Consider the following 12,958-nt stretch of genomic DNA (forward strand, 5'->3'; position numbering starts at 1 on the left):
CGTCATGGAAGAGAAGTTCACCGTGGTGATGAACCACGAGGAGCAGTACTCGATCTGGCCCGCCGGCCGGGACATCCCGTCCGGCTGGAGCGAGGCCGGGGTCGAAGGCGGCAAGAGCGAATGCCTGGAGCACATCGCGCGGGTGTGGACCGACCAGCGCCCGCTGAGCGTGCGACGTTAAGGAGGAGAAGGAGATCATGGCTAACCCCGAGAACCGTGACGTCGCCGACATCAGGCGTGAACTGCTGGAGAGGAAGGTCCGCCAGCGCGTGGCGGAGAAGGCGGAGCGGGAGCGGATCGTCGCCGTCCCGCGCACCGGCAAGATGGCCATCGCCGAGCAGCAGCGTTTCCTGTGGTTCCTGCACCAGATGGTCGCCGGCGCACCGGTCTACAACGTGCCCTTCGCGATGCGCCTGCGCGGGAAGCTCGACATGGAGGCCCTCTCCGAGGCGTTGCGCGGGATCGTCACGCGCCACGAGAGCCTGCGCACCCGCTTCGGCGACGAGCACGGCGTGCCGTTCCAGCTCGTCGACCCGCCGCCCGAGACGTGGGAACTGCCGGTGACCGACGGGAGCGAGGACTCCGTCCAGGAGTGGATCGACGCCCAGGTGCGCGAGGAGTTCGACCTGCGCAACAAGCCGCCGTACCGGTTCGCCGTGCTGCGTCTGGGCCCCGAGGACCACGTGCTGTCCATCGTCTGGCACCACATCGTCATCGACGGATGGTCCTCGCGCCAGTTCGCCGAGGAGCTGACCGCCCGCTACAGCGACCCCAGCGGCGCGGAGTTCCCCGAGCTGGACCTCCAGCCCGTCGACTTCGCGGCCTGGCAGCGGCTCTGGCTGCTCAGCGAGGACCCGGCCAGGCAGATCGACCACTGGCGCTCCACGCTGGACGGGATGGAGTCGCTGGAGTGGCGCACCGACCGGCAGCGCCCGTCGGCGCCCACCGGGGCCGGCCGCATCCACGAGACCCGCCTGCCCGACGACCTCGCGCGGGGCATCCGCGACCTGGCCCAGGCCGAGAACGTCTCCCTGCTCGCCCTGACGATGGCCGGGTACCAGGTCGTGATGAACCGCTACACCGGCCAGCGGGACATCGCGCTCGGATCGGTCCTGTCGGGGCGGACGCGCTCGGAGACCGAACCCATGATGGGGTTCTTCGCCAACGCGGTGGTGATCCGCGGGAACCTCGACGGCGACCCGGTGTTCCGAGACCTGGCGCACTCCGTCAACGACACCATCATCGAGGCGATGGCCAACCAGGACGTGCCGTTCGGCCGGCTGGTGGAGGAGCTCAGCCCGGAGCGGCTGCCGGGACGCAACCCGATCGTCGCGCACCTGTTCACACTGCTGCCCGAGCAGATGATCGCGCGCTGGAGCCTGCCCGGCGTGGACGTCGAGATGCTGACCCCGCAGCCGGAGACGACCAGGTTCGACCTCACGTTCCAGATCAACGACCTGCCGGACGGCGGCCTGGGCGTGTGGATCGAGTACTCCTCCGAGCTGCTCGCCCAGGAGAGCGTCGAGCGCCTGGTGGAGCACTTCACGACCGTCATGGCCGACGCGCTGTCCAGGCCGGACGCCCGGATCGACGCGCTGGACGTCATGTCGGGCGACGAGTACCTGCGCGTGCTCACCGAATGGAACCCCGAGCCCGGGGAGAGCGACGAGCGCCTGCTGCACGAACTGGTCGCGGCGCGCGTGGCCGAGGCGCCCGACGCGGTCGCGATGCGCTTCGCGGGGGAGGACCTGACCTACGCGAAACTGGACGAGCGCTCCAACCGGCTGGCGCACGCGCTCGCCGAGGAGTTCAAGGTGGCCCCGGGAAGCGTGGTGGGGGTCCTGCTGGAGCGCGGCCTCGACCTGCCGGCCGCCGAGCTCGGCGTGCTCAAGGCGGGCGGCGCGTGGCTGCCGCTCGACCCGCAGTACCCGCAGGAGCGGCTGGCCTACCAGCTCGCCGACGCCGACGTGGCCGCGGTCGTGACGACGTCGGATCTCGCCGACCTCCTGCCCGCGGACGTGGGACGGATCCTGCTGGACACCGACGCGCTCGACACGCGGGAGACCTCGGCGCCCTCGGTGCAGGTCACGCGCGAGGACACCGCCTACGTCATCTACACCTCGGGCTCGACCGGCACCCCCAAGGGCGTCATGGTCCCCCACCGGGCGGTGGTGAACTTCTGCGTCACCTTCCAGCGGATGTTCTCGGTGACGCCGGACGACCGGATCCTGCAGTTCTCCAACCCCGCCTTCGACGTGAGCGTGTCGGACGTCTTCTCCACGCTGACCGCGGGCGGGACCATCGTGGGCGCGCCGCGCTCCGAACTGCTCGACCCCGAGGCGCTGCAGCGGCTGCTGGCCGAGGAGCGGGTGACGATGGTCGACATCCCGCCCGCGGTGCTGGGACTGCTCGACCCCTCCACCCTGGACGACCTGCGGGTGTGCTTCATCGGCATGGAGCCCTTCGGTCCCGACCTGGTCAACCGGTGGAGCAAGCCGGGACGGGAGTTCCACAACGGGTACGGCCCGACCGAGGTCACGGTGACGTGCGTGGACTACCTGTGCCCGCCGGAACCGCTGGAGGGGACGCCCCCCATCGGCCGGGCGATGGCCAACCAGCGCGCCTACGTCCTGGACAGGGGGCTGCGGCCCGTGCCGGTCGGCGTGCCCGGGGAGCTCTTCATGGCGGGCGCCGGCCTGGCCATCGGCTACCTCGGCCGCTCCGACCAGACCGCCGAGAAGTTCCTGCCCGACCCGTTCGCCGCCACGCCGGGCGAGCGCATGTACGCCACCGGTGACCTGGCGCGCTGGAACAGCGAAGGCAACCTGGAGTTCCTGGGCCGGGTCGACCGCCAGGTGAAGCTGCGCGGGCTGCGCGTGGAGCTCGGCGAGATCGAGCACGCCATCGAGGGCTTCGACGGGGTGCGGCAGTGCGTCGTGACCGTGCGCGACGAGGGCACGACGTCGGCGTGGCTGGCCGCCTACGTGGTCGGCGAGTTCGAGCAGGACGCGCTGCGCGAGCACCTGGTCGGGCTGCTGCCCCTGCACATGGTGCCCAACGACTACGTGTCGCTGGAGGCGCTCCCGCTGACCTCGAGCGGGAAGGTCGACCACGCGAAGCTGCCCGACCCCCGCCCCGACGGCGGCGTGGAACAGGTCGAGCTGACCACCGAGACGCAGCGGCGGATGGCCGAGATCTGGCAGAGCCTGCTGAGCCTCGACCCCGGGAGCGTCGGCGCCCAGGACAACTTCTTCGTCCTCGGCGGCAACTCCCTGCAGGTGACCCAGATGATCTCCCGGGTGCGCGACGCCTTCCAGGTGACGCTCGACCCGCGGAAGCTGTTCAGCTACCCGCTGCTCAGCCAGTTCTCCGAGAAGGTCGACGACGCGCAGCGCGCGCTGCTGGGCGACGACGAGGTGGCGCAGCTGGAGGCCCAGGTCGCGGACATGTCCGAGGAGGAACTCGACAAGCTGCTGAAAGAGTCGAGCTGATGAGCGGTCCGGGTCCCTCCACCCTGGAGGAGAAACGAGACGCGCTGCTGCGGCTGCGGCTGCGGCGCAGAAGGGAGGAGGCCCTCGCCCAGGGGGCCTCCCCCGCCCCGCCGGGGGAGCGGCCGCCGGGCTCCGGCCGGCAGGCGGCGTCCCCGCTGGTGCCGCTCGTCCACGCGGGCTCGAAGCCGCCGCTGTTCCTGGTGCACGCGGCCGGCGGATCGGTGGCGCCCTACGTCACGCTGGCCGCGCTGCTGGACGACGACCGTCCCGTCCTGGCGCTGGAGGATCCGGGCCTGCGCGACGGCGTCGCCGGGGAACGGCGGCTGTCCGACCTGGCGGCCGTCTACCTGGCCGCGGTCCGCGAGGTCCAGCCCGACGGGCCGCTGCACCTGGGCGGCTGGTCGATCGGCGGCGCGGTGGCGCTCGACATGGCGCGCCAGGACGGCGACGTCGCGCTGACGTTCGTGCTCGACACCGCCCTGCCGGGCGAGCCGTCCCGTCCCGGCGACGACGAGCTGAGGCGGTGGTTCGCCGCCGACGTCGCGGCGATGGGCGTGGAGGCGGACGACGCCGAGGTGGCGAGGCGGTTCCCGGTGTTCGCCGCGAACGTACGCGGGCTGCTGGAGTTCCGCCCCTCGCGGGTGAAGGGCAGGGTGGTGCTGCTGTGGGCCGGCGACACCAGCGACACCCGGGACACCCGGGACACCCGGGACACCGAGGGCGCCGAGGCGCTCGGTAGATGGCGTGCCTACGCCGACGAGATCCGGACGGTGCCGGGCGACCACTACACGATGCTCCGACCAGCGCACGCCGAGGCCCTGGCGGACGTGATGCGCGACAGACTAAGCGAGGTGAACGTCCGATGATGCCGGTCTTCACACCGGAACAGGAGAACTTCCGGCACGAGGTGTGCACGATGCTGTGCGAGGACGCGGTGAGCGCGGAGATCGCACAGTCCCGGCGGATGCCGTACGGGCAGGAGAGCGGCCTGCTCGACGTGCACCGGCGGCTGGGCAAGCTCGGCTGGCTCGCGATCAACTGGCCCGAGCAGTACGGCGGCGCGGACGCCACGATCGTGGAGAAGGCGATCCTCACCGAGGAGATGATCCGCCACGGCATTCCCGAGAACGTGCACTCGCTGGGCGTCGACATCGTCGGCAACGCCATCAACCTGTTCGGCACACCCGAGCAGAAGGAACGCTACCTGCCGGGCCTGGCGCGCGGCGAGATCACGGCCAACGTGCTGTTCAGCGAGCCGGACGTCGGATCCGACCTGGCGTCGCTGACCACGCGCGCCGAGCCGGACGGCGACGGCTGGCGCCTGCACGGCCGGAAGATCTACAACATGAAGGCGCAGCACAGCGAGTTCGCGCTGTGCGCGGCCCGCACGTCGACCGGCCCGGTGAACTTCTCCGGGATCACGCTCTTCCTGGTGCCGCTGCAGAGCATCGGCACGGTCATCGAGCCGGTGTGGAACCTGTCCGAGGAGCGGTTCGACCTGGTGACGCTCGACGGCATCCGCATCGGCCCCGAGAACGTGCTCGGCGAGGTCGACGACGGGTGGCAGGTGCTGGGCAAGGTGCTCCCGCTGGAGCGCACCGGGCTGGACCACTCCGCCAAGGCGGAGCGCACGCTGGCCGCGTTGCGCGAGCACGCGCCGCCCGGGAGCGAGGAGCGGCTGGTCGAGCTGGAGACACGGGTGCGCGCGGCACGGCTGCTGGCGTGGCGGTGCATCGTCAACCTCCACGAGGGACGGCCCGACGAGGTCCACTCGGCGACCGCAAAGTGGTACACGTCCGAGACGGCCAAGGAGGTGTCGCTGGCGGCGGTCGAACTTCTCGGCCCACGGGCGCTGCTGGACGCGCGCGACCCCGAGGCGATCGCCGAGGGCGTCTTCGACGCCGCGTTCCGGGAGGCCCCGGGCCTCACGCTCGCCCAGGGCTCCTCGGAGATCATGCTCTTCTTCGTCGCCACATCGAAACTGGGGTTGCCGTCATGACCACAACGGAGACGACACAGGAGAGCAGGGACGACATCACGGCGTTCGCCGACTTCTTCGAGGGGGACCTGGCGCCGCTGGTACGGCGGATGACCGACCGGCCCCGCGTGGAGGACGGGGACGACGACGACGGCCGCGAGACCCGCGCGATGGTGTGGGAGGGACTGGTCGGGCTCGGCGCCCTGCGGACCTCCGGCACCGTACGGCTGGCCGAGCTGCTCGGGTCGGTGCTCTACCAGGGGCCCCTGCTCGACACGCTCACCGCGCGGGAACTGTTCGGGGACGACGCCGTCGGCCAGGCGCCGGTGGCGCTGGCGATCGCCGACGAGCCGTGGTCGGAGAAGGACGGCGCGATCACCGCGCGGCGGAACTTCGTCGGGTTCGCGGCGGAGGTCGACCACTTCGTCGTCGGCGCGACCGGCGACGGCGGCACCGACGGCGGGCAGGGACCTCGCCTGGCGCTCGTACGGGCCGATCATCCGTCCGTCACGACGCGGCGCCACGAGGAGACGAGCCGGGGCGAGGCCTACCGGGTCGAGTTCGAGGGCACGCCCGCGACCGCCTGGGACGGCTCCCGCGACCGGTGGGAGACGGCGCTGGCCGGCGCGCGCGTGCGCCAGGCGGCGTACCTGGTGGGCCTGGCCCAGGCGGCGCTCGACCACGCCGTCGAGCACGCCAAGGCGCGACGCCAGTTCGGCAGGCCCATCGGCAAGTTCCAGGCCCTGGCCTTCCGGCTCAGCGAGATGTCGATGCGCCTCGACGCCACGCGCCTGCTGGTGCACGACCGCGACGCGGCCGCGCACGCGGCGGCCAACCTCGCGGAGGCCTCGGACCTGGCACGTACCGTCACGACGCGGACCATGCAGATCCACGGCGCCGCGGGCATGTGCTCCGACAACGACGCGCAGCTGTACTACAGGTGGGCGGCGGCCGAGTCGGTACGGCTCGGCACCCCGTCCCGGCTGCGGCGGGAAGGCCGGGAGACGCGATGAAGGAGGCCGGGCCGGGAGACCGGCCCGGCCCGCCCGGACGGTTCTCAGGGAATCACATGGTCCAGGAGTGAACGATGAACCTGGTGGTACAGAAGTACGGCGGAACATCACTGGGTGACGCGAGAAAGATCAGTCACGCAGCGCAGCGCATAGCCGCCGCGAAGGGATCCGTGGCCGTCGTGGTGTCCGCGATGGGCGGCACCACCGACGCCATGCTCGAAATGGCACACGACCTCACCGACAATCCACCCGCCCGGGAGCTGGACATCCTGCTCAGCACCGGTGAACAGGCCTCCGCGGCCGCGCTCGCCATGGCGTTGAACGAGCTGGGCGTACCCGCCCGCTCGTTCAACGCCCGCGACGGCGGCATCATCACCGACGGGGTGCACGGCGGCGCGCGCATCGTCGGCGTCCACCCCGAACTGATCCGCGAATGCATCCAGAGCGGCCACGTCCCCGTGCTGACCGGCTTCCAGGGCATCGCCGCCGAGAGCGGCGAGCTGACCACCCTGAGCCGCGGCGGCTCCGACACCACGGCCGTCGCGCTGGCCGCGGCGCTGCGGGCCGAGGTGTGCGAGATATTCACCGACGTCGAGGGCGTGTTCACCGCCGACCCGCGACACGTCGCCGACGCCCGCAAGCTGGACCACCTCACCTACGAGGACATGGCCGAGCTGGCCGCCGGCGGCGCCTCGGTGCTCGCCCACTCCAGCGTCCAGTACGCCAGCACCCACCGCGTCCCCCTCCACATCCGCTCCAGCACGACCGAGGCCGCCGGCACCTGGGTGACCGGCTTCCGCTCCTCCGCCCCGCCGGACAGCGAGCGGTTCACCGCCGTCGGCGTCGCCCACAGGACGGGCCAGCTCCGCTGCCGGCTCGACGGGATCGACCCCGGCGCCCTGAGCACGATCGCCGCCGTACTGGCCGACCTCCCGCTGCCCGTGGACATGCTGGAGCACCTGGACGCCGACGGCCCCGGCGCCGGCCGCTCCCTGCGCTTCGTCGTGAGGGCCGCCGACCGGGACCGGGTCGACGAGGTGCTCGCCGGCCTGCACGCGGCCGGCGCCTTCACCGGATGCCACTGGTCCGGGCCCCTGGGGAAGGTGTCGCTGGTGGGCCGCGGGTTCCGCGACCGCCACCCCGAGGTGCACCTCCTGGCGGACACGCTCGGGAACCACGGTGTCACGGTGCGGGACATGACGGTCCGTGCCCGGCGGATCTCCATCACCTGCGCCGAGCACGACGTCCTCGACGCCGTGAAGCGGCTTCACGGGATGTTCCTCGCCACCGGCCCGCACTCCCGTGCAGGTCACCCGTCGCGCGGAACGCCGTACTCACGCGCCGAGGCCTCGGTAGGGTCGGGCGAGATCCGGGACGCGACCGTACCGGGACCGGCCCAGCCGCGACTGCCTGGAATCTCCGGTCCGCTGGTCGGCAGAAGCGAAAGGCAGGTGCATTGAAGATGACATCGTCACACACGACAGAAGAAACCGGGAGCGGATTCCGCTCCCGGCGGTTCTGGCAGCTCACCGTCATCTGCGGCACCCAGTTCCTGGTCGCCGTCGACTACTCGATCATCAACGTCGCCGCCCCGAGCATCCGCGAGGGCATGGACTTCGGCTCCGGGGGCGGCGTCGCCTGGGTGCTCTCGGTCTACCCGCTCACCTTCTGCGGCTTCCTCCTGCTCGGGGGGAGGGTCGCCGACCTCTTCGGGAGGAAGCGGACGTTTATCTGGAGCCTGGTCGGCTTCGCCCTGGCCTCGCTCCTCGCGGGCCTCGCCTGGTCGCCGGCCGCCCTCATCGCGGGCCGCGCCCTGCAGGGGGTCGCCGCCGCGTTCATCGCCCCGGCGGGGCTGGGACTGCTCCAGGCGACCGTTCCCGAAGGACCGGAGCGCGAACGCGCCCTCGGCGTCTACGGTGCGGCGCTGTCGGCGGGATTCGTCTCCGGCATGGTGCTCGGGGGCGTCCTCACCGAGTACGCCGGGTGGCGGTCCGTCTTCCTGATCAACGTGCCGATCGTCGTGGTCGCCTGCCTTCTCGCGAGGATCCATCTCGACGAGAGCCGGGACACGAACGCGTCCCGCCACCTCGACCTCGCCGGCGTCGCCCTGGCGACGACGGGCATGGTCGCCCTCGTGTTCGCCCTGACCGAGGGGGAGAAGTACGGCTGGACGTCGGCCCCGATCCTGCTCGCCGCCGGGATCGCGGTGCCGGCCGTCGCCCTGTTCGTCTGGGTGGAGTCCAGGAGCGACGACACGCTCGTGCCGATCTCCATCTTCCGCACGGCCGCGATCGGCGCGGCCAACCTGGTCACCGTCCTGCTGATCTGCTCCTACGGCGGGATGCTGTTCATCCTCACCCTCTACCTGCAGACCCACCTCGGCCTGGGCGCGCTCGCGACCGGCCTGACGTTCGCCCTCTCGGGCGTGGTCGCGGTCGTCACCGGCATCTACGCGGGAAAGCTCGTCGAGCGGTTCGGGCTGTACCGCGTCCTTCTCTACGGCATCGCCGTCGAGACGATCGGCATCGCGGTCATGGTGGGCCTGCCGGAGGGGTACGGGCTCGTCCTCGTCCTGGTCGGCACGTCCGTGAACGCCTTCGGCCACATCCTCGCGCTGATCACCACCAGCATCGCCGGCACGAACGGCGCCGACGAGGGGCGGCGGGCCACGGCCGGTGCGCTGATCAACGCCTCGCAGCAGCTGGGGCTGGCCGTGGGCGTGGGGGTCGTGACCTCGGTGGCCGCCCACTTCACCGTGGGCGCCGGGGCGGGTGCCGTGCTCGCGGGCTGGCGCTGGGCCCTGTGGTGCTCGGTCGGGTTCGCCGTCGTGGCGATCGTCACGACCTTCCTTCTCCGGGGGCGCTTCAGGGGAGAGGGAGCCACGAAGGGCGCGGAGGCGGCGGAGGTCGCGTGACCGCGATTCCCGCGTGATCGCGATTCCCGCGTGATCGTCGCACGCCGCTTCGCGGCGATCCGCCCGGTCCGGGGCGCGCGGCGGGCCGACGACGCCCATCGGCTGAAACCGTATATACTCGGTACAATGGTTACTTTGACCTCCCGGGTCCGCTCACCCTGGATGGACGCCCACTTCATCGGCGGCCACCCGGTCCTGGACCTCGCCAACACCGTCTTCGACCGCACGCTCCCGGCCGAGGACGTCGACCTGCTGAACACCTCCGCCGACGTCCTGACCTGGTGCGAGTCCGCCGGCCTGATCGACGGGACGCCCCCTTTGACGGAGGCGTCCGAGCGTGGTCTCGTGCCGGAGGTCCGGGCCGTTCGCGAGCACGCGTGGGCCGTGTTCAGCGCGATCGCCGACGGCGGGACGGTGCCGGCCGAACCCTTCGGCGCGCTCCTGCAGCGGGCAGGCAAGGGGATGCGCGCCGGGCAGGTCCAGCAGATCGACGCCGTGCTCGACCACCGCACCACGGACTGGGCGGTGCCCGGCGCGATCCCCTCGGCGCTGTCGCTGCTGGTGGTCCACGCGGTGTTCACCCTCCCCCTCGACCGGGTCAGGGCGTGCGGGCGATGCGGCTGGCTGTTCCTGGACTCCTCGCGGGGCGGGCGCCGCCGCTGGTGCAGCATGAGCGTCTGCGGGAACCGCGAGAAGGCCCGCCGCCACCGCCAGGGCCAGACGTACAACTGAGCCCCGTCCGACGTACCGGGGCGCTTTCCGGCGGTCGCCGCGACACATCGATCTGTCGCCGGCGGCAGCCGGCCCGGCGAGGGCACGGGTTTCCGTGTCACCTCATGTCGGGAGAACGCGGAAGCCCCTCCCCCCGAACGGGGGAGATCGGCCGGCGTGGGCGCGTCCGGCCGCCAGGGATCGTCCCCGGCCTAGAAACGGTCCGCGTGCTCGTCCGCCCACTGTGTGAACGTCCGTGCCGGACGGCCGATCACCTGCGCCACCGTGTCGTCCACGGTCGTGGAGGAGTCACTGGGCTCGGCATACCAGCCGACGACATACTCGGCGTCCGCCCGGGACACGCCGGTGGCCGTCAGCCTGTCGATCGCCTGTTCGTGCGTTGTCGGCTCGAAGGCGATGTCGCGGCGGACGGCCCGGGACAGGATCGCGATTCGCCCACCCGGGGTCAGCGCCTCGGGTCCGGTGAGGTTGTAGGACCGCCCCGCGTGGCCGTCGTCGAGCAGTGCGACGGCTGCCACGGCCGCGATGTCGGCCTCGTGCACCAGCGCGCTGGGAAAGTCGTACGGTTCTCGGACCACTCCCTCGGCTCGGATCGATTCGGCCCAGCTCAACGTGTTGGACATGAACTCCTGTGCTTCCAGGCGTGTCCACTCCACGCCCGAGTCGGCGACCGCCTGCTCGGCCGGGCCCACCCAGCCGCCCCACAGCACGGTGATGCGCCGGACGCCCGCGGCGACCGCCCGCCGGACCAGCTCGGGCCCGGCCTCGGCCGTTCCCGCCGTCACCGTGACATGCAGCCGGCTGACGCCGTGGAGCGCGGCGTCCAACGTCTCCGGTGTGGTGTGCGTGCCGGCCACCAGCTCCACCTCGGCCGGAAATCTTCCCGCGTTCGCCGCCGGGTCCCGCGTCAGGGCCCGGACCCGCTCTCCTCGGCGGACCAGCTCCGCCACGACGTGCCGGCCGGTGTTCCCGGTGGCACCTGTCACCAAGGTCGTCACAGTCGAGTTCCTTAGGTCGTCCTGTCCGGATGAGTCACCGACGAGCCTAGAAACTCAACCACACTTGAGATCAAGAAGTCCGCCCGCACCGCCTCCACGTCAGGCGCAGCCCGCCAGGAGCTCCGCGAGGCGGTCGAGGCCTTCCGCGACCACGTGGCCGCGCTCCCGGAGACCCTCGCGGTCTTCGTGGTCTCCGGTGGCGACGACTTCATCATCCAGGTGGCCGTACGCGACACCGGGCACCTGCGCGACTTCGTCCTCGACCACGTCTCCCGGCACCGCAACATCGCCGACGTGCGCACCTCGCTGGTCTACGACCACATCCGCAAGACCTCGGTCGAGGTGCTCCCCCCGGGGCGGCCGAGCCCGCCGAGAACCCGTCCCCGCCCCGCGTCCCCGCCCGCCTGACGGCGGACGGGTGCGGCGGGCTGGGCGGTGCCGGGCGGCGTCCGGTTCGGACGGTGACGTCAGACGGTGATGTTGACGACGCTGGTGAGGATGACCACGGAGTCCTCGTCGGCCTCCAGCGAGTGCCGCCGCTGCGGGATCGGGGCGACCTGCCCCGCGTCGAGCGCGGTCCCCTGCCCGGCGGCCTGACCGGCACCGGAACCGTCGGCCGGCACGCCGTCGACGAGCCGCACCCGTCCCGACAGGACGTGCAGGCTCGCGGCCGGCGGGGCGTCATGCTCGCCCAGGGCGGTGCCCGCGGTCAGCGCGATGATCGCCTGACGGAGCGTGCCCTCGTCGAGATAGGTGTGGGCGCTGCGGCCGTGCGCGCTCTGCCGCGCCAGGGAGAGGTGCTCCTCGGCGAGAGCCGTTACGTCGATCATGTGGTCTCCTCCCGATCGTCCTGCCGTCCCCCGGAAGGCGGGGCGCAGAACCCTATGTGGACGACTCAGCGGCTCCGCGAGGCGGTGGGCCGCTCGTCGAAGCGGATCGCCCGGAGCATATCCGCATCCGGGCGGCCCAGGACGGTCACACCGGCCGCCGGCGGGACCGCGCCGTCGCGGGCCTGGTCCATGAGCACCCGCCAGCGGCGGCAGTGCCGGGCGAAGGTCGCGTCCGTGACGACCCGGCCGCGGGCGAGCTGCCCCGCCCGGGCCGTGGCAGGGTCCACGTCGAGCAGGATCAGGTGCACCTCGCTGCCGACTCTGCGGGCCAGCCAGGCGAAGCCGTACAGGATGTGCGGCCAGGTGCCTCGGGTGTGCGCCACGACGCCGTGCCCGCCGAGCAGGGCGCGGGCGATCCGCACCACGTGGGTGGTGTGCACGATCGGGATGCGGGCCCTGGGGGGGAGCGGGCCCAGGTAGCGGGCCCACCAGTTGCGCGACTGGCGCGAGTCGATCACCCGGGCCTCGCCCGCCCGTACCGGATGGCGCTCGTCGCCGCTGAGCCCGTACAGCCGGTCCAGCAGGGTGCTCTTGCCCGCCCCGGGGATGCCCGCGAGGAGCACCAGCGACCCCGCCGGGTAGTGCAGCTCTCCGTCCGCGGGACGGCCTGCCGGTGTGGTGGCCATCACGTGCACCTCACGGAGATGGGGAATGTCGCTCGTCACGCTTCGGGCGCCCTTCCAGTGGCGGACACGGATGCGGCGCAGGGAGACGCGGCGCCGGGCAGGGGGGAGCGTCGGGCGGGTGACGTCCGGGAGGGAGGAGGGACGGTCGGCGGTCATGCTCGCACCTCGAATGCGCTCGTCATCCGAGGTCTCCTTCACCCGCATCGTCGCGGGCGACCGTCCGGGGACGTTGTAGAACGTCCGTACTGACCGGGCCGATTCTTGGGAAGTACTCCCCTCGCTGGTTCAAGGTTAAAGGAAACCCGGCACCGGCGTG

12 protein-coding genes are annotated in these 12,958 nt (G+C 71.9%); 9 read left to right on the forward strand and 3 right to left on the reverse strand.

The features are described 5' to 3' along the window. Positions 1-4 precede the first annotated feature (4 nt). The 8 genes from ACLQ2R_RS37990 to ACLQ2R_RS38025 all read left to right on the forward strand — a co-directional run bounded on the left by ACLQ2R_RS37990 (position 5) and on the right by ACLQ2R_RS38025 (position 10,128). Complete coding sequence (locus ACLQ2R_RS37990) at positions 5-181, forward strand: MbtH family protein (RefSeq protein WP_386237341.1); 177 nt, start codon at positions 5-7, stop codon at positions 179-181. Positions 182-197: 16 nt separating this feature from the next. Next, the gene (locus ACLQ2R_RS37995; RefSeq protein WP_425966273.1) at positions 198-3,491 is read left to right on the forward strand and encodes a non-ribosomal peptide synthetase; all 3,294 of its coding nucleotides are present in this window, start codon (positions 198-200) and stop codon (positions 3,489-3,491) included. Beyond that, on the forward strand, positions 3,491-4,357 hold the full coding sequence (locus ACLQ2R_RS38000; RefSeq protein ID WP_425966274.1) for an alpha/beta fold hydrolase: 867 nt from the start codon (positions 3,491-3,493) through the stop codon (positions 4,355-4,357). Before ACLQ2R_RS37995 ends, ACLQ2R_RS38000 begins: the two co-directional genes overlap by 1 nt. Then, positions 4,354-5,490, forward strand: a complete 1,137-nt coding sequence (locus ACLQ2R_RS38005; RefSeq protein ID WP_425966275.1) for an acyl-CoA dehydrogenase family protein — start codon at positions 4,354-4,356, stop codon at positions 5,488-5,490. Before ACLQ2R_RS38000 ends, ACLQ2R_RS38005 begins: the two co-directional genes overlap by 4 nt. Then, complete coding sequence (locus tag ACLQ2R_RS38010) at positions 5,487-6,482, forward strand: acyl-CoA dehydrogenase family protein (protein ID WP_425966276.1); 996 nt, start codon at positions 5,487-5,489, stop codon at positions 6,480-6,482. Before ACLQ2R_RS38005 ends, ACLQ2R_RS38010 begins: the two co-directional genes overlap by 4 nt. 74 nt (positions 6,483-6,556) lie before the next feature. Continuing rightward, a complete protein-coding gene (locus ACLQ2R_RS38015) occupies positions 6,557-7,942 on the forward strand; it encodes an aspartate kinase (protein ID WP_425966277.1) in 1,386 nt (461 codons plus the stop codon). A gap of 2 nt (positions 7,943-7,944) precedes the next feature. Further along, a complete protein-coding gene (locus tag ACLQ2R_RS38020) occupies positions 7,945-9,396 on the forward strand; it encodes an MFS transporter (protein ID WP_425966278.1) in 1,452 nt (483 codons plus the stop codon). Between the two features lie 126 nt (positions 9,397-9,522). Continuing rightward, positions 9,523-10,128 (forward strand): CGNR zinc finger domain-containing protein, encoded by a 606-nt coding sequence (locus ACLQ2R_RS38025; protein WP_425966279.1) that lies wholly within the window; start codon positions 9,523-9,525, stop codon positions 10,126-10,128. A 191-nt stretch (positions 10,129-10,319) separates the two neighbouring features. On the opposite strand, the gene ACLQ2R_RS38030 is transcribed toward ACLQ2R_RS38025, so the two are convergent. Then, entirely contained in the window at positions 10,320-11,126 is an 807-nt protein-coding gene (locus tag ACLQ2R_RS38030; RefSeq protein WP_425966280.1) for an NmrA family NAD(P)-binding protein, read from the reverse strand. A 69-nt stretch (positions 11,127-11,195) separates the two neighbouring features. Between ACLQ2R_RS38030 and ACLQ2R_RS38035 the strand changes: the two genes are divergently transcribed. Next, positions 11,196-11,534, forward strand: a complete 339-nt coding sequence (locus ACLQ2R_RS38035) for an Lrp/AsnC ligand binding domain-containing protein (protein WP_425966298.1) — start codon at positions 11,196-11,198, stop codon at positions 11,532-11,534. A gap of 59 nt (positions 11,535-11,593) precedes the next feature. On the opposite strand, the gene ACLQ2R_RS38040 is transcribed toward ACLQ2R_RS38035, so the two are convergent. Continuing rightward, the gene (locus tag ACLQ2R_RS38040; protein ID WP_425966281.1) at positions 11,594-11,956 is read right to left on the reverse strand and encodes a cupin; all 363 of its coding nucleotides are present in this window, start codon (positions 11,954-11,956) and stop codon (positions 11,594-11,596) included. A gap of 65 nt (positions 11,957-12,021) precedes the next feature. Next, positions 12,022-12,798 (reverse strand): AAA family ATPase, encoded by a 777-nt coding sequence (locus tag ACLQ2R_RS38045; protein ID WP_425966282.1) that lies wholly within the window; start codon positions 12,796-12,798, stop codon positions 12,022-12,024. Positions 12,799-12,958 lie beyond the last annotated feature (160 nt).

Source organism: Streptosporangium sp. DT93 (assembly GCF_049844535.1).
GTDB lineage: Bacteria > Actinomycetota > Actinomycetes > Streptosporangiales > Streptosporangiaceae > Streptosporangium.

Coding starts and splice junctions, on each gene's coding strand:
- ACLQ2R_RS37995 (WP_425966273.1), top strand. CDS start 198: ATGGCTAACCCCGAGAACCGTGACGTCGCCGACATCAGGCGTGAACTG.
- ACLQ2R_RS38040 (WP_425966281.1), bottom strand. CDS start 11,956: ATGATCGACGTAACGGCTCTCGCCGAGGAGCACCTCTCCCTGGCGCGG.
- ACLQ2R_RS38025 (WP_425966279.1), top strand. CDS start 9,523: ATGGTTACTTTGACCTCCCGGGTCCGCTCACCCTGGATGGACGCCCAC.
- ACLQ2R_RS38000 (WP_425966274.1), top strand. CDS start 3,491: ATGAGCGGTCCGGGTCCCTCCACCCTGGAGGAGAAACGAGACGCGCTG.
- ACLQ2R_RS38045 (WP_425966282.1), bottom strand. CDS start 12,798: ATGACCGCCGACCGTCCCTCCTCCCTCCCGGACGTCACCCGCCCGACG.
- ACLQ2R_RS38010 (WP_425966276.1), top strand. CDS start 5,487: ATGACCACAACGGAGACGACACAGGAGAGCAGGGACGACATCACGGCG.
- ACLQ2R_RS37990 (WP_386237341.1), top strand. CDS start 5: ATGGAAGAGAAGTTCACCGTGGTGATGAACCACGAGGAGCAGTACTCG.
- ACLQ2R_RS38005 (WP_425966275.1), top strand. CDS start 4,354: ATGATGCCGGTCTTCACACCGGAACAGGAGAACTTCCGGCACGAGGTG.
- ACLQ2R_RS38020 (WP_425966278.1), top strand. CDS start 7,945: ATGACATCGTCACACACGACAGAAGAAACCGGGAGCGGATTCCGCTCC.
- ACLQ2R_RS38015 (WP_425966277.1), top strand. CDS start 6,557: ATGAACCTGGTGGTACAGAAGTACGGCGGAACATCACTGGGTGACGCG.